Origin of the sequence: Pseudomonas sp. NFACC51, assembly GCF_900103575.1 — a bacterium.
Taxonomy (GTDB): domain Bacteria; phylum Pseudomonadota; class Gammaproteobacteria; order Pseudomonadales; family Pseudomonadaceae; genus Aquipseudomonas; species Aquipseudomonas fluorescens_Q.
In genome coordinates, this window is the sequence record NZ_FMXH01000025.1 from 16,837 (window position 1) to 42,558 (window position 25,722).

18 protein-coding genes are annotated in these 25,722 nt (G+C 62.1%); 17 read left to right on the forward strand and 1 reads right to left on the reverse strand.

Features of this window, described 5'->3' with window-relative positions; translation table 11 throughout:
- The first annotated feature begins 26 nt into the window (after positions 1-26).
- The 14 genes from BLT00_RS30245 to hmgA all read left to right on the forward strand — a co-directional run bounded on the left by BLT00_RS30245 (position 27) and on the right by hmgA (position 21,452).
- Positions 27-5,501 (forward strand): non-ribosomal peptide synthetase, encoded by a 5,475-nt coding sequence (locus BLT00_RS30245; protein WP_092150920.1) that lies wholly within the window; start codon positions 27-29, stop codon positions 5,499-5,501.
- The gene (locus BLT00_RS30250) at positions 5,498-7,237 is read left to right on the forward strand and encodes an ABC transporter ATP-binding protein (RefSeq protein ID WP_092150923.1); all 1,740 of its coding nucleotides are present in this window, start codon (positions 5,498-5,500) and stop codon (positions 7,235-7,237) included. Before BLT00_RS30245 ends, BLT00_RS30250 begins: the two co-directional genes overlap by 4 nt.
- Entirely contained in the window at positions 7,234-8,979 is a 1,746-nt protein-coding gene (locus BLT00_RS30255) for an ABC transporter ATP-binding protein (RefSeq protein ID WP_092150926.1), read from the forward strand. Before BLT00_RS30250 ends, BLT00_RS30255 begins: the two co-directional genes overlap by 4 nt.
- Complete coding sequence (locus BLT00_RS30260) at positions 8,973-10,076, forward strand: saccharopine dehydrogenase NADP-binding domain-containing protein (protein WP_092150928.1); 1,104 nt, start codon at positions 8,973-8,975, stop codon at positions 10,074-10,076. The genes BLT00_RS30255 and BLT00_RS30260 overlap by 7 nt, the downstream gene beginning before the upstream one ends.
- Positions 10,073-11,104 carry a class I SAM-dependent methyltransferase gene (locus BLT00_RS30265; RefSeq protein WP_092150931.1) on the forward strand — a complete coding sequence of 344 codons (1,032 nt, stop codon included), beginning with the start codon at positions 10,073-10,075 and terminating at the stop codon, positions 11,102-11,104. The genes BLT00_RS30260 and BLT00_RS30265 overlap by 4 nt, the downstream gene beginning before the upstream one ends.
- Complete coding sequence (locus tag BLT00_RS30270) at positions 11,104-12,816, forward strand: methyltransferase (protein WP_256572634.1); 1,713 nt, start codon at positions 11,104-11,106, stop codon at positions 12,814-12,816. Before BLT00_RS30265 ends, BLT00_RS30270 begins: the two co-directional genes overlap by 1 nt.
- A complete protein-coding gene (locus BLT00_RS30275) occupies positions 12,813-13,958 on the forward strand; it encodes a Gfo/Idh/MocA family oxidoreductase (RefSeq protein ID WP_092150934.1) in 1,146 nt (381 codons plus the stop codon). Before BLT00_RS30270 ends, BLT00_RS30275 begins: the two co-directional genes overlap by 4 nt.
- Positions 13,955-14,674, forward strand: a complete 720-nt coding sequence (locus BLT00_RS30280) for a VOC family protein (protein ID WP_092150937.1) — start codon at positions 13,955-13,957, stop codon at positions 14,672-14,674. The genes BLT00_RS30275 and BLT00_RS30280 overlap by 4 nt, the downstream gene beginning before the upstream one ends.
- Positions 14,667-16,265, forward strand: coding sequence for a (2,3-dihydroxybenzoyl)adenylate synthase (locus BLT00_RS30285; protein WP_092150940.1), 1,599 nt, complete (start codon positions 14,667-14,669; stop codon positions 16,263-16,265). Before BLT00_RS30280 ends, BLT00_RS30285 begins: the two co-directional genes overlap by 8 nt.
- Entirely contained in the window at positions 16,262-17,020 is a 759-nt protein-coding gene (locus BLT00_RS30290) for a thioesterase II family protein (protein WP_092150943.1), read from the forward strand. Before BLT00_RS30285 ends, BLT00_RS30290 begins: the two co-directional genes overlap by 4 nt.
- The gene (locus BLT00_RS30295) at positions 17,017-17,325 is read left to right on the forward strand and encodes an isochorismate lyase (protein ID WP_092150946.1); all 309 of its coding nucleotides are present in this window, start codon (positions 17,017-17,019) and stop codon (positions 17,323-17,325) included. Before BLT00_RS30290 ends, BLT00_RS30295 begins: the two co-directional genes overlap by 4 nt.
- Complete coding sequence (locus BLT00_RS30300) at positions 17,322-18,683, forward strand: isochorismate synthase (protein ID WP_092150949.1); 1,362 nt, start codon at positions 17,322-17,324, stop codon at positions 18,681-18,683. The genes BLT00_RS30295 and BLT00_RS30300 overlap by 4 nt, the downstream gene beginning before the upstream one ends.
- 436 nt (positions 18,684-19,119) lie before the next feature.
- Positions 19,120-19,218, forward strand: a complete 99-nt coding sequence (locus BLT00_RS32700; protein ID WP_106215926.1) for a TIGR02679 domain-containing protein — start codon at positions 19,120-19,122, stop codon at positions 19,216-19,218.
- 932 nt (positions 19,219-20,150) lie between these two features.
- On the forward strand, positions 20,151-21,452 hold the full coding sequence (gene hmgA, locus BLT00_RS30305; RefSeq protein ID WP_092151159.1) for a homogentisate 1,2-dioxygenase: 1,302 nt from the start codon (positions 20,151-20,153) through the stop codon (positions 21,450-21,452).
- A gap of 141 nt (positions 21,453-21,593) precedes the next feature.
- Here the strand turns inward: hmgA and BLT00_RS30310 are convergent, their stop codons facing one another.
- A complete protein-coding gene (locus BLT00_RS30310) occupies positions 21,594-22,535 on the reverse strand; it encodes a LysR family transcriptional regulator (protein WP_092151156.1) in 942 nt (313 codons plus the stop codon).
- Positions 22,536-22,643: 108 nt separating this feature from the next.
- Between BLT00_RS30310 and BLT00_RS30315 the strand changes: the two genes are divergently transcribed.
- From BLT00_RS30315 to BLT00_RS30325, 3 genes are read left to right on the forward strand one after another with little or no spacing between them, the layout of a single operon-like run.
- On the forward strand, positions 22,644-23,876 hold the full coding sequence (locus BLT00_RS30315; RefSeq protein ID WP_092151153.1) for an FAD-dependent oxidoreductase: 1,233 nt from the start codon (positions 22,644-22,646) through the stop codon (positions 23,874-23,876).
- Positions 23,877-23,897: 21 nt separating this feature from the next.
- Positions 23,898-24,629: a class II aldolase/adducin family protein gene (locus BLT00_RS30320; protein ID WP_092151150.1), complete on the forward strand. Its 732-nt coding sequence runs from the start codon at positions 23,898-23,900 to the stop codon at positions 24,627-24,629.
- Positions 24,626-25,579 (forward strand): 2-hydroxyacid dehydrogenase, encoded by a 954-nt coding sequence (locus BLT00_RS30325; protein WP_218190053.1) that lies wholly within the window; start codon positions 24,626-24,628, stop codon positions 25,577-25,579. The genes BLT00_RS30320 and BLT00_RS30325 overlap by 4 nt, the downstream gene beginning before the upstream one ends.
- The last annotated feature ends 143 nt before the right edge of the window (positions 25,580-25,722 follow it).

The following is a 25,722-nucleotide window of genomic DNA, read 5'->3' on the forward strand; positions in this document are numbered from 1 at the left end:
CTCCCTTTTCTCCAGGAGCTGTATCCATGCCCGCCGCCAAACTGTTAAGTGAACTCAAGTCCCTGGGCGTCGAACTCTGGCCCCAGGACGGACAACTGAAATTCCGCGCCCCGCAAGGCCTGCTCAATGCCGAGCGAATGGCACAACTGCGCGAGCACAAAGAACAGATCCTGCACCTGCTCGAAGTACAGGAACGGCCGTTGGTCCAGGCTGACCCGGCAAACCACCACTCCCCCTTCCCGCTCACCGACGTGCAGAACGCCTACCTTTTGGGCCGTCAATCTTCATTTGGCTACGGCAACGTGGCCTGCCACGGTTACCTGGAACTGAGCTGGCCGGCGCTCGACCCGCAACAGGTGGAAAACGCGTGGAACCGTCTGATCGAGCGCCACGACATGTTGCGCGCGGTGATTGCCAGTGAAGGCTCGCAACGTGTCCTCGCCGAAGTCGGCCCGTATTGCGTGGCCGTCACAGATCTGCGTCACGCCACGGGCGAACAGCGTCAGCACGCCGTGCAACAGATCCGCCAAGCCATGGAGCAGAAGCTCTACCCCACTGATCAATGGCCGCTGTTCGAGTTGCGCATGAGCCGCAGCGAGAGTGGCGACACCCTGCATTTTTCCATGGACTCGTTGATTGCCGACTGGGCCAGCGCCCAGTTGCTGTTCAATGAGTTGGAGCAATTGCTGGACGATCCCCAAGCCGCCCTGCCGCCCCTGGACATCACCTTCCGCGACTATCTGCTGGCCGAGCGTGGCCTGCTCGAAGGCAGCCGCCATCAACGCGACCGCGAATATTGGCTGGCGCGCGTCGACGACTTGCCCGCCGCACCGCAACTGCCCGCGCCCCTGAGTGGCGACGACACGGCCATGCCGCGCTTCCAACGGCACTGCGCGCAGCTCGACCAGCCACACTGGAACGCCCTGAAAAAAGTCGCCAGCGAACGCGGCCTGACGCCCTCCATTGCGGTGCTCGCCGCCTATGTAGGCACCCTGCAACGCTGGAGCCAGCGCCCCGCCTTCAGCCTCAACCTGACGCTGCTCAACCGCTTGCCGTTGCATCCGCAGGTGGATCGGCTGGTGGGCGACTTCACCTCCGTGAGCCTGCTGCAGGTCAACGATCCCCAAGGCCAGGATTTCAGCCAGCAGGCCCGCCAATTGGGCAGCCAGCTGTTTGCGGACCTGGAGCACCGATTGTTTTCCGGTATTGAAGTGATGCGCGAAATCGGCCGCCGTCGTGGCCGTGAAGCCGCGGTCATGCCGGTGGTGTTCACCAGCGCCATCGGCCTGGCGATCGAACCACTGGCGGCCAGCCAGCGTCGGGTGGGCCACGGCATTACCCAGACCCCGCAGGTCACCCTCGACTGCCAAGTGATGGATGACCATCACGGTTTGCACATCCATTGGGACGTGCGCCAAGGCGTGTTCCCCGATGGGTTGATCGATGACATGCAGCAGGCATTCCTGGCCCAACTGCAACAATTGGCCCTGGACCCGATCGCCTGGGAGCAACCGATGCACGTGCCCCTGCCGGCCTGGCAACAGCGCGAGCGCCTGGCGGCGAATGCCACCGCCGCGCCGCTGCCTACCGGTCGTTTACACGACGGCCTGCTGGCCATGGCCGCTGCACATCCGCAGGCTCTGGCGGTGATCGACGCCAACGGCAGCCTGACCTACGCCGCACTCGTCGAACGCGCCCTGGCCGTCGCCGCCACCTTGCGCCAGGCCGGTTGCGCCGCCGAAGAACCAGTGGCAATCCTTATGCCCAAAGGCCTCGACCAGGTCGTGGCGGCCTACGGTGTATTGCTTGCCGGAGCCGCCTACCTGCCGCTCGACAGCAACGCCCCGCCCGCCCGCCGCGACCGCGTGCTACGCAGCGCCCAGGTGCGCCACGTGCTCGGCCAGTCTCACGCGCTGCCCAACACGCCGCTGCCCGATGGTCTGCACTGGCATCTGGTGGATCAACTGGCGCCGGCTCCAGCCGACTTCAAAGCGGTCGACGGCAGCCCCGATGACCTCGCCTACGTGATCTTCACTTCCGGCTCCACGGGCGATCCCAAAGGCGTGATGATCAGCCATCGCGCCGCTCTCAATACCGTGCAGGACATCAATCGGCGCTTTCAGCTCAGCGCCAGTGATCGCGTGCTGGGGTTGGCACAGTTGAGTTTCGACCTGTCGGTGTACGATCTCTTCGGCCCCCTCGCCGTCGGTGGCGCACTGGTGCTGCCCGACCCGGCCCGTGGCGCCGACCCGTCGCACTGGGCCGAGCTGATACAGCGCCACCAGGTAACGTTATGGAACTCGGTGCCTGCGCAATTACACATGCTCGCTCATTACTTGCATGCCGAACCGCGGCCGCTGGACAGCCTGCGCCTGGCGTTGTTGTCCGGTGACTGGATCCCGCTGAACCTGCCGCCGCAACTCCAACAGCTGCTGCCCGACCTGGCCCTGGTCGGCCTCGGTGGCGCGACCGAAGCATCGATCTGGTCCAACCTGCACCCGATCGGCGCGATTGACCCGGCGTGGCGCAGCATTCCTTATGGCCTGCCCTTGGCCAACCAGGGCTTTCGCGTGCTCGACAGCCAATGGCGCGACGCCCCGACCTGGGTGCCCGGTGACCTGTATATCACCGGTGTCGGCCTGGCCCAGGGTTACCTCGGCGATCAGGCGCTGAGCGAGGCGCGGTTCTTCGCCCATCCCGTTGACGGTCAGCGCCTGTATCGCACGGGCGACCGTGGACGCTACCTGCCGGGTGGCGAACTGGAGTTCCTCGGTCGTGAAGACGGCCAAGTGAAGATTCGCGGGCACCGCGTTGAACTGGGCGAGATCGACGCGGCCTTGCTCGCCACGCCCGGCGTGGACAGCGCCATCAGCCTGGTCAGCGGTGAAGCATCCGGCGAGCGCAGCCTGATGGCCTTCGTCACCGCTGCGCGGACAGCGCCAGAACCACTGCCGGACGCGTCGTTGCTCACGACGATCAATCGTTTTGCCGACAGCCAGGTCGGCACCTTCGATGCACAAGGCGTTCGTGATTATCAGTCGGACCTCAAGGTTGCGGCGCTGAGCTCGATGCTGGAGGTGATGCTCAAGGCCAGCTTGTTCAGCGCCGAGCTGGCCGAACCCGATGCGCCGGCCATTCTCAACGCCTTGCAGGCACAGCCGCGCCATCACTGGTTGGTGCGGCGCTGGCTGGGCTCGCTGTGCGAGGCGGGCCTGCTACAACTGGAACAGTCCCGCTATCGACTGGCGCAACCCGTGCCAGAGCCGGCACTGGCCTGGGGGCGGGTGGAACAGGCGGTCGCCTCGGGGCTGTGCAGCCAGGCGCTGTTCGACTACCAGCTCAACCATGTCTGGCAATTGCCGCAACTGCTCAAGGGCGAGGTCAATCCATTCGACTTGCTGTTCCCCCAGGGCCAACAGGAGCTGGCGTTGCAGCTGTACGGCGGGGACGCCATCTCGCGCTACAACAATCACAGCATCGCGGCACTGATCAATCGCCTCGCCACCCACCATGACGGCGACGGTCCGCTGCGCATCCTGGAAATCGGTGCCGGTACCGGGGCCACCAGCGCGCCCGTGATCGGCCTGCTCGATGGCCTGGATGTCGATTACCTGTTCACCGACATGACCGCCTTTTTCCTGCCGGCGGCCAAACAACGTTTTGCCGAGCACGCCTGGGTGCGTTACGGCGTGCTCGACATCGACCAGGACATCCGGCCCCAAGGGCTGGTCAGCAACAGCGCCGATGTCGTGCTCTGCGCGGGCATGCTCAACAGCATCAAGGACGTCGACCAAGCCCTCGCCCGGATCACCGAATTGCTCAGCCCCGGTGGCTGGTTGGTGTTCAGCGAACCCACCGGCGAATGGCCGCCGATCCTGCTGACCCAGGGCTTCATGATGACCCCGGTCAACGGCGACCACGACCTGGGTCGCAGCGGTTTGCGCGACGCCGAAACCTGGCAGGCGCGGATCCAGGCGTTCGGTGGAGAATGCCTGCCCGCCCTGCCCCAGGCCGATCATCCGCTGGCCACCCTCGGCATGCAGGTGTTCGCCGCCCGTTTCAAGGCCGGGTATCGGCGCCTGGGTGTCGACAGCCTGCGCCGCGCCCTGGCACAGCGCTTGCCCGATTACATGCTGCCGGCGCACCTGCAAGTGCTTGACCACTTGCCATTGACTGCCAACGGCAAGATCGACCGCAAGACTCTGGCCGGCTTGCGTCCCGCAGTCGATGCCCAGGCATCCAATGACCAGGCGACGCCGAGTGATCCTCTCACAGCCGAGCTTTGCCGGTTATGGGCCGAGGCCTTGGGCTTGACGCAGATTGGCGTCAACGACAGTTTCTATGAAAAAGGCGCGGACTCACTGATCCTCGCCCGGGTCGCCGGACAACTGCGTGAACAACTGCCCCAGGCCCAGGGCTTGAGTTACGACACACTGCTGCGGCAGATGCTCAACGAGCCGAATGTCGCCGCCCTGGCGCGCCTGCTCAACCACGGCGAAAGCGCGCCTGCCCCCACTGCTGCTAGCGGCGAAGCCCAGCGTTCATCAAGCAGCAACGCGTTGGTGGTGCCGTTTGGCGGTGGCGAGATCGGCCCGGTGCGGGTGATGTTCCACGCCGCCCTCGGCACCCTGGACTACTTCCAACACCTGGGCCGCGCCCTGGCCGAACAACAGGCCGGGCCGGTGATCGGCTTTGCCGTGGCCGACACTGAACGCTACCTGGCGCTGGAGCCCAAGCACCTGATCGAAAGCGTGGCCCAAGACTACGCCGAACGCTTGATAGCCGACGGTCACCAGCGCTTCCAGTTGATCGGTTACTGCCTCGGCGGGCTGCTTGCCACCGAGGTTGCCCGGCGCCTGCTCGAACGCGGCATGGACGTGGTGGACTTGAGTCTGATCGACAGTATTCCGATGTTCATCGACACCGACGAAGAGCTGGCCTACGAGGCGATCTTCGTACCCAACCTGAACCTGGACCCGGTCAAGACCGTATTCGGCGCGCACATTGAAGACTATGACGTGTACCGCGCCATCGATCTGTTGATGGCCCGTGACAATCGCCGCGTACCAGCCGGGGCCATGGCTTCGTTAAGCGGCGACTCGGGCCTGGAGGCCCTCGCGCTGGCGGTGCAGCAACAATCGGCGCGCAGCCAGGAAGAACGCCTGGCCGAGTATGCGCGCCTGGCGTCGGGCCAGGCCGGGGTGCCCATCGGTCCGGAGCTGGTGCCGACGTTGTTTCGCGTGTGTCGTCACAGCATGCGCGCGGCACGGTTCGACCCGCCGCCGTTCCTCGGCAACATGACCTACCTGCGCTGCCTGGAGCAGCAATCGTTCGGTATCACCGGCGGCGTTGGCCACTTGGCGGCGCCGTTCTGGGAAGACGCGTGCCTGGGGCAGTTCGAATTGATCGATGTGCCAGGCAACCATTTCAGCGTGATCGAACCGCCTTACGTCCACACCGTCACCGCACACTTGCTGGAAGCCCTACGGAAGAACTCATGAAGAGCGCTCTGGATACCCTCAAACGTCCGGTCAACCGCCTGATCCGCATCGGCGTGGCGTTTGCCGCGGTCGGCGCGCTGGTCAACCTGGTGCCCTTCATCGGGCTGACCGAACTGGGTCGGTTGCTGCTGGCCGGCAGCGTCGACAGTCAGGCCTTGTGGCGCTGGGCCGCGCTGGTGGTGATCGCCCTGAGCCTGGGTTGGATGGCCAACGGGGTGGCGCTGTGGTTGACCCACCTGGCGGACCATCGCCTGCAAACCAGCCTGCGCGAAGCCATGGTGCACAAGCTGGGGCGGGTGCCCTTGGGCTGGTACACCGACACCACTTCGGGCGCGGTGCGCAAAGTGGTCCAGGACGATCTGGAAGACCTCCATCACCTGGTCGCCCACCATGCGGTGGAACTCACCGCGGCAATCGTCACGCCCCTGGCGGGGCTGGTATGGCTGGCCACGCTGAACTGGCGCCTGGCATTACTGGCGGTGCTGACCTTGCCGGTGTATGCACTGGCCTATGCCCTGATGATGCGTGGCTTCGGCGCGAAGATGCAGTTGCTGGACAAGAGCATGAGCCGGGTCAGCGCCGCGATCGTCGAGTTTGTCCACGGCATTGCCGTGGTCAAGGCATTCGGCCAGGTAGGCCAGGCCCATCGCAGCTATCAACGGGCGGTCAACCAGTTCAGCGAACAATACGCCGGTTGGGTCAAGCCGCTGCTGCGTCTGGAAGCGCTTTCCTCGATGGCCTTGAGCGTCCCGGTGATTCTGCTGGCAAGCCTGGGGGTGGGCAGCCTGTTGCTGGCCGAAGGCTGGATCACGCCGCTGCAATTGTTTGCCGAGACCCTGGTGGCGGTGGTGATTCCGCAGTCACTGTTGGTGATCAATCAGAGCCTGACCGCGCAACGCACCGCCCTGGCCGCTGCCGACCGCATCGAAGCGCTGCTCACGGTTCAAGAGCTGCCCGCGCCGAACGTCAGCAAGCAGCCCCAGGGCAGCGACATCACTTTTGAACAGGTACAGTTCGGCTACGATGCCGGGCACCCGATCCTCAACGGCGTCGATCTGCACTGCCCGGCCGGCAGCGTAACCGCCCTGGTCGGAGCCTCCGGCGCGGGCAAATCGACCCTGGCCAAACTGGTACCGCGCTTTCACGACGTCAACGCCGGCGGCGTACGGGTCGGCGGTGTCGATGTACGAGAGATCGATCCGCGCCAACTGTACAAGCAGGTCGGTTTCGTCTTGCAGGACGCGCAACTGGTGCACGGGACCGTGGCCGAAAACCTGCGCCTGGGCCGCCCCGATGCCAGCGCTGCAAAGATGGAGATGGCGGCCCGCTCGGCGCAGATCCACTCGCGCATCCAGGCCCTGCCCCGTGGCTATCAATCGGTGATCGGCGAGGATGCGATTTTCTCCGGCGGTGAAGCGCAGCGCCTGTCCATCGCCCGCACCTTGTTGGCCGACACGCCGGTGCTGATCCTCGACGAGGCTACTTCCCACGCCGACCCCGAATCCGAAGCGCTGATCCAGGACGCACTGTCGGCCCTGACCCGGGGTCGCACGGTACTGGTGATCGCCCACCGCCTGTCCAGTATCAGCGGGGTGGACCAGATCGTCGTCCTCGACCAGGGTCGCGTGCTGGAAAGCGGTCGTCACGATTCCCTGCTTCAGGCCAACGGCGCCTATGCCCGCCTGTGGCGCGCCGGCGCCAAGCGCTCAGCCCCCGAGCTGGAGATGTCCCTGTGATCCGCAGTCTTGTCACTTTACTGGGGCCGGCGCATGCCGCGCGCCTCTATCGATACCTCGCGTGGCTGGTGACCAGCGCCGTGCTGCAAGGCCTGGCCGTAGCACTGCTGGTGCCGATCCTGCACGCATTGTTTGCCGGTGACCTGTCCACGGCGATGGCGTGGCTGACCGGCCTCGCGGCGATGGCCGCGCTGACCTGCATCGCCCATTACCAGCAGGCGATGAAAGGCTTTGCGCTCGCACTGGTCGTGCTGACCACTTTGCATGATCGCCTCGGCCAACATCTGGCCAACCTGCCCCTGGGCTGGTTCAACTCGGAGAAAGTCGGGCGCCTGTCGCGCAGCGCCACCAGCGGCACGTTGATGGTCACCGGCTTGTTTGCGCATTACCTGGGGCCGGTGGTTTGCGGGGTGGTAGTGCCGGCCACGGTCGCACTGACCCTGTTCATCTTCGACTGGCGCCTGGGCCTGACCGCTGTGCTGTGCGCACCGCTGATCTACTTCACCCATCGATGGTCAGCCGATGCCATCGGCCACAACGATGCCCGGGTCGAAGCCGCCGCGTCCCTCGCCGGTAACCGAGTGGTGGAGTTCGCTCGCTACCAGCAAGTGCTGCGGGCCTTTGGCCGGACCCAGGAGGGATACGCGCCGTTGCAGGCGGCCAACCTGGCGCAGAAGCAGGCCGGCGGTTCCATGGTGTCCCAGACCTTTCCGAAATTGCTGGCCGGCGGCCTGGCCGTGCAATTGGCCTTCGCGCTGCTGGTGGGCGTGGGTATCGCCCTCGCTGCCCGAGGCGACATCGACGCCATTCAATTGGTTGCCCTGCTCGCCCTCGCGGCGCGTTTTGTCGGGCCACTGGCCGAGGCGGCGGCACGCAGCGGGCTGTTGCGCATGGCCGGCAACGACCTGGAACAACTGGTCAGCATCCTGCGCGAGCCGCCATTGCCGCAACCACAGGTCAGTCAGCCGTTGAGCGAACCCGGCAGCTTTGCCTTCGAACACGTCAGTTTCGCCTACGCCAGTGGCCCGACAGTGCTGCGCGACCTGACATTCCACGCACCGACCCATTCAATGACGGCGATTGTCGGCGCCTCGGGTTCAGGCAAGACCACCGTCACGCGTCTGCTCATGCGTTTTTTCGATGTGACCGAGGGCCACGTCAAGGTCGGCGGCGTCGATGTGCGCGAACTGTCCAATGAGGCCTTGATGGCGCAACTGTCGCTGGTGATGCAGGACGTCTACCTGTTCGACGATAGCCTCGAAGCCAATATCCGCGTCGGCAAGCCGGACGCCAGTGCGCAACAGGTGGCTGAGGCAGCGAGCCTCGCCGGCGTCGATGAAATTGTCGCGCGCCTGCCCCAAGGCTGGCTCACCCCAGTGGGCGAAGGCGGCGCGGCGCTGTCCGGCGGCGAGCGCCAGCGGGTGTCCCTGGCCAGGGCGCTGCTCAAGCGCGCCCCGATCGTGCTGCTGGATGAAGCCACGGCCGCACTGGATCCGCACAACGAAGCCTTTGTACAGGCGGCGATTCGTAGCCTGAAGCAAAGCTCGACGGTAATGGTCATCGCCCATCGCCTGCCGACCATCATGGCCGCCGACCAGATTCTGGTGCTGGACCAGGGCCGCCTCGTGGAAGCCGGCACTCACCCGCAACTGCTGGCCCTCGACGGACGTTACGCCGGGTTCTGGCGTGATCGCCAGCGCGCCGGTGGCTGGCGCCTGAATGCGCAGGCCCAGCCATGCTGATCGGTGTGCTGGGCGCCAGTGGCGATGTCGGTCTGGCCAGCGCTCGGGCGCTGTTGAGCCTGGGCGTGAACGAGCTTCGCCTGGGCGGGCGCGATCCAGGCAACGGTGCGCGCTGCCTGGCATCGCTGCAGCAGCAATGGCCCGACGCCCGGTTGCAATGGACGGCGGTGGATTTCAATGATGCCCCTGCCCTGACCGGGTTCGCCCGCGGCTGCGACGTGCTGCTCAACTGCGCCGGCCCCTCTTGGCGGCTGGCGGACCGTGCCGCACGGGCGGCGCTGCAAGCCGATGCGCATTACGTGGATGCGGCCGGCGAGATGACACGTGCCCCACATCAATGGCGCAACCGTTGCGCCGTCCTCGGTGCCGGTCTGCAACCGGGGCTCACCGGTTTGTTGCCGCGCTGGCTGGCCGAGCAAGCCTTCACCCAAGTCCTCGAACTGACCAGCTATTTCGGCTTGCGTGACCACTTCACCGCCGTGGCCGCCGATGATTTCCTGCAAGGCGCGGTGGATGGCACCAACGAACCCTTGGCGGCCTGGCGCAACGGCCGATGCAGCCGAGCGCTACGCCGCAGCCGCGACGTGCTGCTGCCGTGTTTCCCCGGCCAGGTTCACGTGTTGCCCTATTTGAACCAGGAAGGCGAACGCCTGGCGATGGACCTGCGCCTGGATGTCGGCCAATGGTTCAACGTGATCACCGATGGGCATGTGCTCAAGGCGCTGGACCTGGCCCATAGCCTGCCGCGCGCCGAAGCGGTTCGGCGGTTGTGCGAGGCCAGCCTGCTGGACCTCAGCGGCCAGGCCCCCTTCGTCACGTTGTTGCTGCAGCTCGACGGGCTGTGGAACGGCCAGGCGCGCACCTGCAGCCTGGTGCTCAGCGGTGCAGGCAATGCGGCGCTGACCGGTGCAATGGCGGCGGCCACGGTGGTCAGCGTGGCGCACGGTGAAATCAGCACCGGCTGCCATTACGCCGCCCAGGTATTGCCGCCCGCCGTCAGCCTTGAACGCTTGCAACGCACCTCGGCGATCCGTGCCCTGAACCTGCTGCACGGCCCACTCGATCACCTGCACAGCGTCGAAGAAGGTTGCCTATGAACAACGCTCTGAACGAACTCGAACACCTGAGCCTGGGGGTGATGGCCCAGGTGTTGCTGGACACCCGGGCCTTGCCATTGCAGGCCTGGCGCAGCGCCGGGCAGATCAACCAAGCGTTAGGTACAGCGCCCCGCCATGCCTGGATCGTACGGCGCTGGCTGGCGGCGCTGACCCGCGCCGGGGCGCTGGGCGAAGACGCTGAACACCTCGCCTGGCAGGACACGCCCCCCAAGGCCGCCGTCGAAAACCTGTCCGAGCTGTACGCGGAACTGGGCTTCCCGCCCAACATGGCCACCCTGCACCGCCAGGTCATCGAATGCTTGCCTGACCTGTTGCGCGATCAACTCACCCTGGCACCGTTGCTGTTGCAATCGGGTGACCCCGTCGCGGTGCTCGGGGTTTACCAGCACAACCACTTCACCGCGGCGATCAATCAGGCCCTCGCGACACGGGCGGGCGAAACCGCGGTCCACGGCAATGAGTTGCGGGTGCTGGAGCTGGGGGGCGGTGCCGCCTGCACCACTCGCGCCGTGCTTGCAGCGTTGCAGGAACGCGAAAAGGACTATCGCTTTACCGACATCAGTGCGCTTTTCACCAGCGCGGCCCAGCGCCAGTTTCGCCTGGAGCCGGGGATGCACTTCGGCTTGCTCGACCTTGATAAAGACTTCGCCGGACAAGGCATCGCGGCGCGCAGCCAGGACCTGGTGGTCGCTGGCAATACGCTGCACAACGCCCGCGATCTGCCCCGCAGCCTCGGGCAGATTCGTGCTTGCCTGCGAGACGGCGGGAGCCTGTTGTTCAGTGAGTCCATTGCGGACAACCCGGCCATGTTGACCTTCATGCACCTGTTGCTATCACCGCCCGCCGGTGCGACGTTGCGCGATACCGATGAGGTCTTCATCACGCCCGATGCATGGCGCCAGGCCTTGCAGGCCCAAGGTTTCCAGTTGCTCGAAGTATGGCCCGCCGCAACCGACCCGCTGGCGGCCGCCGGGCAACGTTTGTTTCACGCCGTAGGAGCTTCTTGATGACGCTGCACGTTGACATTCTGCTGACTGCTCTGCCCGTCGGCACGTTTCCATGGCATTTGCCTGCCTTGACCGACCTGGGTACTCACCAGCGCTCCCCGGCACGCCTGTTGGCGATCATCGAACGCCAGCGCCCCGCCGTGGCGGTCATGAATGCCGAACAGCTGGAACGGCTGCTGGACTTCCCCGCGCTGCCGTTGACCGATCTGAGCCACCTGGAACAGCTGCTGTTCGTCACGGCGCAACCGGGCGACTGGCAACTCGCCGAACGCGCGGCGGCACAGCTCAATTGCCGCGTCCAGGGGTTTACGGAGACCCTTGGCGACTGGCGCGACCTGGTCAGCGTCAAGCTCGAGCAGCAGCGCTGGCGCGAGCGTGCCCTTGGGCATCCCGACGTGAACAGCGTCGCGCTGCACGGCCAGACCCTGTTCGCCGTGCCTCACCCTTGCGAGGCAGCATGGGTCGAGGATCACCTCGATGAAACTGAAGCCGCCCTCAATCAGCAGTTTTCCACCGAACGACTCGTCGAAGCGGCACGACTCAACGATCGGTTGGGCCACGCCGCGTTATTGTCGATGCTCAACGGCCTGGACCATTGCGGCCTGCTGCCCGCACCGCTGAACGATGTCGCCCGAGCGCTGGCACATGGCGGCATCGCGCCGGGTCACCGCGCGCTGATCGCACGCTGGCTGGATGTGTTGCAAGGGCAAGGCCTGTTGCGCCGCGAAAGCACCCGATTACATCCCACTCTTGACGCCAGCACCTGGGGCGACGAAGCCCTCGAGGGTATCTGGACGCAACTGACCCTGGACTGGACGCGCAACACCGGAGGCAGCGGCACCCTCGAATATGCTCGAGAGAATGCGCGCCAATTGCCGGCGCTGATGCGCGGCGACTGTGCGGCCGTGCACCTGCTATTTCCGCAGGGGCGCACCGAACGCGCGGCGGCGTTGTACCGCGAAAGCCTGGCGGCGCAGTACCAGCATCGCGCCGTAGCCCATTGGGTGGGAGTCTGGGCCGCGCACCAACCGGCCGGCGTACCGTTGCGCGTGCTGGAAGTCGGTGCCGGTACCGGCGCTACCACCCACGCAGTATTGCCCGCCCTGGTAAATGCTTCGGTGGACTACCTATGCACCGACGTGTCGCGCTATTTCTGCGAGCAGGCCGCCAAGCGTCTGCACGCCTGGCCATGGGTTCGCCACGGCGTGTTCGACATCGACCGCCCCGCCCTGGCCCAGGGTTATCGCAGCCAGAGCTGGGACCTGATCATCGCCGGTGGCGTGCTCAATGCCGCGCGCGACACCGAGCGCTCCCTGGCGACCCTGTTCGCCTTGCTCAAGCCGGGCGGCTGGCTGGTGTTCAGCGAACCCACGCAGGAGGAGTTCTGGGTGATGGCATCACAGGCCTTCATGCTCAACCAGGCCGATGATGAACGTCAGTACAGCAGCGCCACCTTCCTCAACCTCGCGCAGTGGCAAACCGCGCTGGCCAGGGCCGGGTTCCAGGGCAACCGCAGCCTGCCCGCCACCGGGCACCCACTGGCGCGGCTGGGCCATCGCGTCTTCGTCGCCCAGGTACCTGCCCAGCGGCTGAGCCGCGCGGCATTGGCCGCGCACCTCGAGGAACCCGCCCTGTCCCTCGAACTGCCCGACCAGTTGCCCGACGACCACACGCTGGCCCTGTGGGCTCGCCTCCCGGAGACCTGGCCATGAACAGCATTCCTGTGCGTAAACGCGTGATCGTGGCCGGCACCGCATTCGGTCGCATCTACCTGCAGGCCCTGGCCCGCGCCCATGACCGCTACCAGCTCGTGGGCATCCTGTCGCGTGGCAATGCCTACTCACGGGCCTGCGCCGAGCATTATGGAGTGGCGCTGTACGAGACCGTCGAACAGGTGCCGGATGACGTCGATATCGCCTGCGTGGTGGTGCGCTCCGGCGCAACCGGGGGCGTCGGCGGTGACTTGGCCCAACAACTTCTGCACCGTGGCATCCACGTATTGCAGGAGCACCCGGTGCACCACCGCGAAATCGCCGTGTGCATGCAGGCCGCACGCCAGGGCCAAGCCGCCTATGCGGTGAATACGCTGTACCCGAATATCCTGGCGATTCGGCGTTTTCTCGCAGTGGCCGCTTACCTGCACGATCACCATGGGTTGGCGTACATCGAGGCTGCCTGCAACAGCCAGGTGGCCTATCCCCTGCTGGATATTCTCGGGCGCTTGGCCGGTGGTCTGCGGCCTTGGACGTTCGCGGCACCCGCCCCTGCGTTCGCGGGGCAACCCTTCACGCGGCTCGATGCCCGTTTCAATGGCGTACCCATCAGCTTGCGGGTGCAGAACCAAGTGCACCCCAAGGACCCGGACAACCACTCGTTCTTGCTTCATCGCCTCGAAGTCGGCTGTGAAGCCGGGGTGCTGAGCCTGGCCGACACCCACGGCCCGGTGCTGTGGAACCCGCGCCTGCACGCCTCAAGGGACAGCACCGACCGCCTGATCATGACCGGCCCGGGCAGCGAACGGCTCGCCGGACCGACGATGGTGCTGCTCGATCCGCAGGTGCCCAAGAGCTACCAGCAGGTGTTCAATCAGGTCTGGCCCGACGCGGTCAGCATCGCCCTGGACGAGTTATGCCGCGACATCGATGAACCGTCGCGGCGTCTGCGCAGTGGCGTCTGGGCCACCGAAGTGGCCATGGCGTGGCGCGAAATGAACAACCTGATCGGCATGCCCGTCTTGATTGAGCCGCCCGTGCCCCGCGCGCTACCGCTGGCCGAACTCCAGGCCCTTGCCGGCGCCGTGCAACCGCCTCGCGGTGACGACACCGCCCAACTGTTGGGAGCGCTGCCGTTTTGAACACTGCCCGATCCTCCTCCACTTGCAGCCATGTGTTGCTTTGGGTGCGCGACTTGCACCAGGCCGTGGCGAATTTCCGCGCCGCCGGTTTCGAAGTGACCTACGCCACCGCCGAGGCTCGCGCCCAACACGCGCATATCTGGTTCAGCCACGGGCCGATCATTGAATTGCTCACCACACCGCGTCACGCCTGGCTGTTCAAGTGGCCCATCGACTGCCTGGCCGGCCGTGGCGCTGGACGACGGATGTTGCGCTGGGCTGCCCACGGAGAAGGTTTCTGCGACCTGGCGCTGCTGTGCGAGACCCCGGCCCTGGCGCCGCGCCTCAAGGGGCTTGCGGGCTGCGGCGTGGCCATGGGCCGCCCGGTGAACTGGCGGCGTACCTGCGCGGATGGCAGCCAGACGCGCTTTCGTTTCGTCTACCCGCGCCATGACCGCCTGCCCTTCCTCGTCACGCCCTATGAGCCGGCCCAGCATCCGCCCCGAATGATTCACCCCAACGGTGCAACGGGCCTCGCGGCGATCCACCTGGGCGTGAACCCCGCCGACCACACCGCCCTCAGCCTGCTGACCGGTGACGACCCTTTGCTGCGTATCCAGGCGGCTGATTACACCGGCGTACAGGCTGTGCAGATCGCTGGCCTGGCGCACCCGCTGACTCTGCACGGCGCCCGTTTGCTGGGGTGCCCAACCGCTCAAGGAGATTGCCATGCTTGATGGATGCACCGACTGGCCCGACGACTTTATCCGCCGTTATCGCGAATACGGCTACTGGCAGGGCGTCCCCCTGGGCCAGTTGTTGCGCGAGCAGGCGCAGCGCACGCCGCACAAAGAGGCGCTGGTGGACGGTCAGCGGCGTTGGAGTTACGCCGAACTCGACCTGCAGGCCGACCGCCTGGCCGCCGGCCTCGCCGATCGGGGCCTGCGCGCCGGCCAGCGGGTGCTGGTGCAACTGCCGAACATCGCCGAGTTTTTCAGCCTGACCTTCGCCCTGCTGCGCCTGGGTGTGATTCCGGTGTTCGCCCTGCCGGCCCATCGCGAACATGAACTGCGCCACCTGGCCGACCTGAGCCAGGCCGTGGCCTACGTGATCGTCGATCGGCACCTGGGCTTCGATTATCGACCGCTGGCGCGCGCCCTGCGTGAACAGGCGCCGAGCCTGCAACAGGTCTGGGTGGTCGGGACGGCCGAGGAATTCGTTGCTCTGGGCGACTGCGTCGCTCAGCCTCGCGCGCTGCCCGCGCCGGACTCACGGGAAGTCGCCGTGCTGCTGCTGTCCGGCGGCACCACCGGCCTGCCCAAGCTGATCCCACGCACCCATGACGACTACGCCTGTAATGCCCGCCTGGCGGCCCGCGCGTGCGGCTTCAACAGCCATACCCGCTACCTGGCGGCGTTGCCGGTGGCGCACAACTTTCCCTTGGCCTCACCCGGCGCATTGGGAGTGTTCAGTGTCGGCGCTACGCTCGTGCTGGCGCCGGAGCCCAGCCCGGAAACCACCTTCGAACTGATCGAGGGCGAACGCATCACCCATACCGCCTTGATCCCGCCGCTGGTGCTGCTGTGGCTGGAAATGGCGCAATGGTCCGACCATGACCTGAGCAGCCTGCAATGGCTGCAGGTCGGGGGAGCGCGGCTCAAGGCCGAGATCGCCGCGCGTATCGGCCCGGCCCTGGGTTGTGGGCTGCAACAGGTCTATGGCATGGCTGAAGGGCTACTGTGCTTTACGCCGCTGGATGACCCGCAAGCGCGCATCTTCGAAACCCAGGGCCTGCCACTGACCGCCGATGACGAGATTCGCATTGTCGACGCCGATGACGTTCCTGTCGCGCCAGGTGCCGTGGGCGAACTGCTGGTGCGCGGCCCCTACACCATCCGTGGCTACTACAACGCCGACGAGCAGAATCTGCGCGCTTTCACTGCCGATGGTTTCTACCGCAGCGGCGACCTGGTGCGACGCTTGCCCGAAGGCCATTTGATTGTCGAGGGGCGGACCAAGGATGTGATCAACCGCGGCGGCGAGAAAATCCCGGTGGAAGAGATCGAGAATCTGCTGCTGGGCCATCCGTTGATTCGCGATGTCGCGCTGGTGGCCTTGGCCGATGAGCTGCTGGGCGAGCGCAGTTGCGCCTGTGTGCTGGCCCACGCGGAACACGTCGAGCTGGGACCGATCAACGCCTGGCTGCGCGAGCGAGGATTGGCCGCCTACAAATTGCCGGATCGCTTGCAGGTGCTGCGCGAGTTCCCGTTGACACGGCTGGGCAAGGTCAACCGCAAGGCGCTGGCGGAACAGGTGCAGGCCTTATGAACGGCGAATTGTCCGCGTGGTTGCGTGTATTGCGTGAGGGCGACCACCCCCGCGCCCGCCTGGTGTGCCTGCCGCACGCCGGCGGCAGTGCGAGCTTCTTCCGCCCGTGGCTGGCGCACCTGCCGGGAGATATCGACTTGCTGGCCGTGCAGTATCCCGGACGTGAAGAACGGTTCAACGAGACGCGTATTGCGTGCCTGGCCACTCTGGCCGAGCACATCAGCCAAGCCCTGTTGAGCCTGCCCATCCGCCCGCTGTGGCTGTTTGGCCACAGCATGGGCGCGGCGCTGGCCTACGCCGTCGGTGTGCGTCTGGAGGCGGCAGGTTTCGGCACCGAACATGTGTTTGTCTCGGCCCACCCGCCACCGCACCGGCAACCGTGCAGCGACCTGCACCGCCAGGACGACGCCGCGCTGATTGCCGACATTCTGCGCCAGGACGCCGAGGCCACAGGCTTGTGGGACAACCCGCAACTGCGCGCACTGTTCCTGCCAACCCTGCGCAGCGACTACCAGGCCATCGAGACCTGGCGACCGGCGCGGCTTGATCGGCTGACGGCGCCAATCGACGTATTGCTGGCCCGGGCCGACACCGACGTCAGCCTGGACCAGGCCCGGGCGTGGGCGGACCTGAGCAAGCACACCCCGGATATCCGCCTATTCGACGGCGACCATTTTTACCTCAAGCAACAGCCGCGCCCCGTTATCCATCACCTGCTGCAACGCGCTGCCTATCTTCAAGGAGACTCGGTATGAAAACCCCGAAACACTGCACCGGCCTGCCGGACATTCGTCACGCCATCGACACCCTCGACCGGCAGATCATCGATGCCCTGGGGCTGCGCATGCAATACGTCAAGGCGGCCTCGTCGTTCAAGCCCGACCAGGCCAGTATCGCCGCACCGGACCGCGTCGCGGCGATGTTGCCGCAGCGCCGGCAATGGGCACAGGAAGCCGGTCTGGACGGCGAATTCATCGAGGGCCTGTTCAATCAGATCATCCACTGGTACATCGCGGAACAGACGGCGTTCTGGCTGCAGAAAAAGAGCACGGCCGTATGAACAAAGCCGCCTTGTTAAACGCGTTTGAAGCTGCTCACCAGTGCGCGCTGAAGTATCAGCGCCCCGTCGTCGCCGTGAGCTCACACCCCGCGCCAACTCTGGATCCCCTGGTGCTCTACGAAACGCACCGGCAGGGCTTCTTCTGGTGCGCTCATTCGCCAGCCCTAACGCTGTTCGGCCTGGGCTGCGCCTGGCAGATCGAAGCGGCGGGGGCCCAGCGATTGGCCGACGTGAACCGTCAATGGCTCGCGCTGTGCGCCGACGCGGTGCTCGACGGCCCCCTTCTACCCCTGCTGCTGGGGGGCATGCGCTTCGACGCGCAGCAGCCTTGCGCGCAACATTGGGCACCGTTTGCCGATGCCAGTTTTCACCTTGCCCATTGGCTTCTCAGCGAAGACAACGATGGCCGCTGGCTGCGATGCCAGTGCGTGGTAGAACCCGACAGCGATCCAGCCGTGCTGGCGCATGCCAGTCTGGCGGCGTACGCAGAGCTATTCGCCTCCCCACACGCCCCGGCATCGCCCCCCCAGGTTATCGAACGCAACGCATTACCAGCGCCGCAGTGGCAGGCCAAAGTCGCCAACGCCTTGCAGGCCATCGACAGCGGCGACCTGAGCAAAGTGGTGCTCGCCCGCCACATCGAATATCAGCTGGACGCCACCCTTGACAGCGGTGCCGTCATGCGCCGACTGCACGAGCGACGCAGCCAAGCCCACCTCTTCGCCCTCCACCGTGGAGACAGCTGTTTCATGGGTGCAACCCCGGAACGGCTGCTCAGTTGCCAGCAAGGCAATCTAAGCACCCATGCCCTCGCGGGTAGCGCTCGCCGCGCCGTGACTCCCAAGGAGGATCAGGACGTGGGCTCAGCCTTATTAGCGGACCTCAAGGAGTTGCACGAACACCAATTGGTGGTGCAGACCATCCAGCAGGGATTGAGCAGCATCGTCAGCCAACTGCACGCTGCCCCCCAACCCGAACTCCTGAAGCTGGCCACGGTGCAGCATCTGAGCACCCCGATCAGGGCGCAGCTCAAAGAGCGGTACACCTTGCTGGACGGCATCCAGGCCTTACACCCCACCCCAGCGGTCGGAGGTTTGCCAGGCGCGACAGCAATGAGCTTCATTCGGCATCACGAAGGCTTTGATCGGGGCTGGTACGCGGCGCCGGTGGGCTGGCTAGACTCAAGAGGCAATGGAGATTTTCTGGTGGCCCTGCGTTCGGCACTGATTACGCCTGAGCATTGTCACTTGTTTGCGGGGTGTGGGATCGTCGATGGGTCTCGACCGGAAGATGAGTATGAGGAAACTCAAATCAAGCTGGCCAGCATGGAGAATGCGTTACGCCTCTCCTTTAACTGAGCGTTTCTCACAGATGTCTATTGCAAGAGCATAAAAACTAACGGGGTTGACGATCGATGTGATACGTCTGCTATAGGACGATCTTGCAACGGAAAAACGCTCACTAGCAAAAGAACAGACTTGTTCGTTAACGCTTCATCCCAAGATTCTCGAAATGGCGTAAGTTTTCAGCAAGTGGCCACGTACAATATCCGCCTCGTTTGAATAGAGGAGATTTGTACGATTTCCCGAGAGGCGAGTCCGATGAAAAATTGATCTACCGAGCGCTGGATTAATGTATTACAAAATGCATTAAGAAAACTTGGATGGTAGTGTTTTCGAGTGGAACTTACTGGAACGAAAAAAAGAGGCCGAAGCCTAATGCCGATCAATTAAGCCTCAAACCCGTGGGAGCAAAGCTTGCTCGCGATTGCGGTGAGCCAGTCGACAACGCCAGTTGCTGAGAGCAGTTGACCGCGTGCTCCGCCGACTGCCCGAAAACGGACTGCCTCGCTCACAACTGGCCGCCGAAACCCTGGGCGATGCCCATGCGTAGGACGCCGGTCGTCCGGTAGCAAGCTTGGTACTGTCGGCATGGCGCCTGCACGAGCGCACGAAAGCCGCACGGAACGATGAAGCGACAGCCCAAAGCACAGTCGGTGCCGAAGAGCGTCTACGCGAAGTCTGCTTCCGAGAAGAACTTACTGGAACGAAAAAAAGAGGCCGAAGCCTCTTTTTTCAGTTTCTGCAAACTTCAATAGAAGCCTGTAGAACAATAATTGGAGCGGGAAACGAGACTCGCATCTGGTGTCCGACTCATTGAAATTTAAGGGGTTTCTTTTCTTGCCGAAGCAGGGAAAGACTTAATTCTGGACTTGTTTTTGGAGGGTATCAAGGGCCAAACAGGAGGGTGCTTCGGGCTACGCAATTTGGTTCGACCCACAGCCAGATCGGACGGCAAACAATCTCACACCGCCCATACACACGCCGACCGAGTAAAAGTTTCTGACATCCTCAACGCTGGCTGATTCGACAACCGAAACAGTTGCCGCAGAAACTACATCAGCGTCTCCAACCCAAAGACATGACATGTCATCACCGCCGCCGCCGAAGCTGCCCCGGATTGGTTGCAGTTAATCCAGCCACCAGAATTTCCCTATGCGCTGGATGACCACCCTGAAGATCTCTCTGAACAGCGCCCGTGCAGCTTGCTCCGCCAGCCATTGTCCTACCGAAATTCCCCCGATGCGAAATTAATCATTTTGCCCTGCTTGGCGGTCTCGTCACGGCCTTCTCTCGTCGAATGAGGAAAACGGAGACCAACCGCCTCTAGGGATTTCTTCAGGCTCTCGGTTTCTCTACGGTGGTTTCGTTAGGTCTGTCTGCGCAGATTTGAACGGCAATATCTTGACCGCACGCAACCCCGTAATTACGCTATGTGTAATCGTTTTACGCTAAGCATAACTTTTGAGTTTGCAGGAGGTAAAAATGAACCAGCCATCACACCAGCTCACCTACCAGTCAGGATTCGGTAACCATTTCTCCAGTGAGGCAGTGAAAGGAGCACTGCCGGAAGGCCAGAACTCTCCGCAGCGCGTGCCGCACGGGCTTTACGCTGAACTCTTCTCCGGTACTGCCTTCACGATGCCAAGGCACGAAAGCCGGAGGACATGGATGTATAGAATTCGACCATCTGCTGCACATCCATCGTTCAAGCCCATGCTTTCTCCAATCCCCGAGCCGGAGCTGGCTCCTGCGAATCCAAACCGGATGCGTTGGGACCCTCTTGCTGTGCCGACTGCACCGACCGACTTCCTGGACGGTTTGCGCGCCATGGTTGCCAATTCGAGCCTTGTCCATCCGAGCGGAGTGACGGTTTATCACTATGTTGCGAACCGTTCTATGGAACGTGTTTTCTACAACGCCGATGGGGAGATGCTGATCGTTCCCCAGAGCGGTCGTCTCATGTTGGTAACGGAGTTAGGTCGGATTGAACTCAGCCCCTTAGAAATCGCAGTGCTTCCTCGAGGGCTGAAATTGAAAGTTGAGCTCCTTGATCCAGAAGCCCAGGGTTATGTCGCGGAAAATCATGCTGCGCCGCTGCGTCTTCCAGATCTCGGCCCAATTGGCAGCAACGGTTTGGCCAATGCCCGTGACTTTCTCACGCCTGAAGCGTGGTTCGAACAACGTGAAGGGCTGACTCGATTGGTACAGAAGTTTCAAGGCAGTTTCTGGGAAACAGAGCTCGATCACTCTCCGTTCGACGTTGTCGCCTGGCATGGCAACAATGTTCCCTACAAATACGACTTAAGACATTTCAATGCGATCGGATCAATCAGTTACGACCATCCTGATCCTTCCATCTTCACCGTATTGACTTCACCCACCAGCGTGCCGGGCCTTGCAAATCTGGATTTTGTGATCTTCCCGCCGCGTTGGTTGGTAGCTGAAAATACGTTCCGTCCACCTTGGTTCCACCGCAACCTCATGAATGAATACATGGGGTTGATCGAAGGCGAGTACGACGCAAAAGCGGATGGCTTCAGTCCAGGTGGCGCTTCGCTCCACGCTTGCATGAGTGCCCATGGCCCGGATGCGCATACCTGTGAACAGGCGATCACTGCTTCTCTCCAGCCTCAGAAACTCAGCGGCACCATGGCCTTTATGTTTGAAACCTCGCAGGTTCTGCGACCTACGAAATTTGCCCTGAACAACCCCGCCTTACAGAGCAATTACGATGCATGTTGGCAAGGCTTGATCTCAAAGTACACACACCAAATTCTTGAATGAGCGAGCAGAAAATGAACAGTTGGGTATCTTCTGCAAATAGTCACGGCGATTTTCCGCTGACCAATTTACCTTACGGTGTCTTCAGTGTTGATGGAGGGTCAACTGCGCACAGGTGTCGCCATCGGCGATAGACGTCTATTTTCAATGGACGCTGATCTGGCTCAACCTCTGAAAATATGTCTCGATACTGTCCATGGTGTGCGTGGCTAATTCAGTCTTTTGCCGACCCTTTTTAGTCACAGCAAAATATTCAATCGGAACGACTGGGTCGATCAAAGGTTCAATCATGACGTTGTAACGCTCGCATGCCGAGACGACAAACCCCGGCAACGCTGCCACACCGTGGCCAGCTTCAACCATTCCGATGATGGTCTGGATATTTTGCAGGCCTCCCCCTAGAACGGGCGCGGCGTGAACACCGCTTAATTGATCATTAACCAGCTTTTGGATCGGGTTATCGGCGGGTAATGTCAGCAAGCGCTCGCCCGAAAAATCAGCCCATCTCGCTTGTTGCCCCAGACCCGAGCGCCGTCCGCGCTGACGGGAAGTCGTCTCATAACCCGCCCTGGAACAGATGCGTACCATCTGAAAAGTAGCTAGTAAACGCCGCTCGATACCTGCAGCAGGTTTAAAAAAAGCCCCCAGTCCCAAATCGATCTCGCCGGACTCGATGCCTTGCAGAATCTGTCGTCGATCGAGATCGCAGACATTGACCTGGACGCTAGGCTGGACTCGCCTGAATTCGTGTAACCAATCCGGGAGCACACTGGACGCAATCAATGGTGTCGCTGCCAACTCCAACCGTTGCCCGGCCACCGCAGAGAATTGGTCGATGTTGAACATGGCGCTCTCCCAGTCCGCCAACATACCTCGGACCGTCGGAAGCAATGCCTGCCCGGCCGGGGTAAGACTCACTGAACGAGTGGTGCGATCAAACAAACGAGCGCCAACTTGCGCCTCGAAATCTTTGAGCATGAGACTCAGGCCCGCTTGAGTTACGAAGATCTCTTCAGCCGCACGAGTGAAACTGCCCAATCGGGCGATAGCGAGAAAGGCTTGGAGCTGGCGGGTATTAACGTTCATTAGCAGCGCTTATTAATTGATTTGATAGTTTAACTTCAAATATAGATGCAGGTGAGGCTCAATTCTAGGGAGGCCAATCGGGCCGAACAATAAGAAAGGATAGAGCTCATGACCGCTCAACCTCTGCACGTGGTAATCGCTGGTGCCGGCATAGGAGGCTTATGCTGTGCACTCGCACTGCAGCGACGCGGCATTCGCGTCACAGTCCTGGAGCAAGCTCGCGAACTTGGTGAAGTTGGAGCTGGATTCCAAGTCAGTGCCAACGGGTCCCGCTGCCTTGCCGATATCGGCCTGGGCGAAGAAGTAAAGCAGTTGGCCACCCAGGCGGAAGGCAAGCAAATCAGGCTCTGGAATACTGGCCAGACCTGGAAGCTTTTTGACCTGGGTGCTGAATCGGTAGAGAAATACGGCTTTCCTTACTACCTGATGTACAGGCCAGACTTGCATGCACTGATGGTTCGTCATGTGCGTCAACGCCAGCCGGACGCGATTCGGCTAGGCACCAAAGTTATCGGTTTCACCCAAGGCGCAGAGGGCGTCAACGTCGAGGTCGAAAATGGCGAGACCATCCGTGGCGACATCCTCATTGGCGCCGATGGTGTCCATTCTCGTATCCGACGTGCAATGTTTGGCGAAAGCAGTGCGCAGTTCACCGGTTGTGTAGCCTGGCGTGGCCTAGTACCGCGCGAAAATCTGCCGCCACATTTGAATGCCAATCTGGGTACTAATTGGGTCGGGCCCGGTGCTCACGTCATACATTACCCTCTGCGCGAAGGTAAGCTCGTAAACTTTGTAGGCATCATCGAGCGCAGTGACTGGCAAGTTGAGTCATGGACTGAGAAAGGTAGTGTTGAGGAATGCTTAAACGACTTCAGAAACTGGCACGACGATGTCCAGCGTCTCATAAAAGGTATTGATCAACCTTACAAATGGGCGCTGCTAAGTCGCCAGCCAATGGAAAACTGGACCTTGGGTCGCGCAACTCTTCTTGGGGATGCATGTCATCCGACGCTCCCTTTCTTGGCCCAAGGTGCCGTTATGGCGTTGGAGGACGGCGTAGTACTAGCTCGTTGTCTCGCGGCGCATCGCAATGATCCAGCGACAGGTCTGTTGCGATATCAGGCGCTGCGACTGGAGCGTACCTCGCGCATTGTTCGCGGATCGGCAGCCAATGGCGAGCGGTTTCACAATTCGCTTTTGGCCGATGCTGCCGAGGCGAGCCGTTATGTCTCTGCTGAGTGGAACGAAGAAAGCGTAAGACAGCGTTATGAGTGGCTGTTTAGCTACGACGCCACTGCTGTCGATGTAACGAATGAATCAAGTACCCCAGTTGAGAGCTGATTCCATTTAGGGAGTTAATAAATGAACAATAATAATTTGCCGGAATTAATTCATGATCTGGTGCATGCCTTTCAAATCCTCGCAATGGACGGGCAAGGAAGCGGGATCTCGGGTCATCTGACCGCCCGCTTGCCTGGTGCGAAAACCTTTTGGAGCATTCCCTACGGCTTCGGTTTTGAAGAGGCTACGGCGGACGACCTCATTGAATCAGATTTCGATCTGCGGACTGTCACGGGAACCCTACCCTGCAATCCGACGCTGAACATTCACACCGAAATCTATGAGGCTCGACCAGAGGTCTGCTGCATTCTGCATACACATTCCGAGGCTGCCCTGGCGCTGGGCGTTGTAGGTAGCAATCTTGAACCTGTCACGCAGAGCGGTGCCTTGTTCTACGAGGATATCGTACTATTCGACGAATTCGACGGTATCGTGCTGGACAAAAAAGAAGGCGCAAGCATTGCTACGCATCTGGGCAGCAATCGGGCCATTCTGCTGCGGAACCATGGCTCTGTGGTGGTTGGGGATTCCATACCAGAAACCACCATCGCAGCCACCGTCCTTGAGTTTGCAGCCCGCGTGCAATTGCAAGCCATGGCTGTTGGCACAGCAAAGCAGCTTCCGCCGGAGGAAGCACGGCAGGCCAAGGCATTTTTGCAGCGCCCAGATGTCGTAGATCTGCGATGGAAACTCCTCGTACGCCAAGTTAGGCGTCATAACCCCGAATTCAGCTTCAACAGAAACCTTGTATGACTTCCTTTGAAGCGGGAAATCAAAAGGTTTTGATGCTGCTCACTTCGGACTTCGTCAAAAGTCGATACGAAGAATTAAGAGCTCGGGCGCCCATGCTGCAGATTATCACTGAGCTGGGCACGGAACCTGATCCAGACGTAACCGCATTGTTCTCATTTAAGTTGCCATCTGGTATCGCGCCGCGCTTGCCGAACCTGCGCCTGGCGGCCTCTGTTGGGGCTGGTGCAGATGGCATACTTGCGGCGCAGGATCTTCCGGAGAATGTTCGAGTTACACGCGTGATGGACCCAGGTCTAGGGCTAAGCATGGCGCAATATGTGGCTCTGCAGATCTTGGCTCGATTTCGGTCATTGTCCAAACTGCAAACCCAGCACTTGGCCGGCGAGTGGAGAAGGATCCCAGTGCCTGACGCCAGTAAGGTGACGGTCGGCATCATGGGCTTGGGTAGCATTGGCGCTGTGGTAGCTAGAGTGGTCGGAGAGTTGGGTTTCAGAGTAATTGGATGGACACGCTCTGATACGCGCGCAGTGAACGTGCCGGTATTCACTGGCAAACGTAACATCCAGCCGTTTCTTGAACAGTGTGATTACCTGGTATGTCTACTTCCATTCACGACAGAGACCGCAGGCCTGATTGATCACTCACTGTTGTCGAAGCTGCCGAAGGAAAGCTATGTGATCAACGTAGCGCGTGGAGGCATTGTAGTTGAGTCTGACCTGTTGAAATTGATCGACGACGGTCACCTAAGCGGCGCCGCCCTCGATGTGTTTGAAACCGAACCTTTACATCCGACTAGCGCGTTTTGGCGGCGCGAGGAAGTGTTGGTTACTCCTCATATTGCGGCCCAGCCTTCGGTGATGTCTGCTGTAGAGCAATTCATAGACAACCTAAGACGCTTGACAACCGGCGAGCCTTTGACAGGCGAAATTGACAGGTCACAAGGTTACTGACTGTGTCATTTTACAGAACATGAAAACTGCATTAATCGGAATTTGATTCAATCCCCCAATTTTGTGGGAAAGAATCTCAGAAACCCATTTCATTCAGCGCACCGATCCGCAATGGTCGGGCGGAGGGCTTAAAAATGATGTCT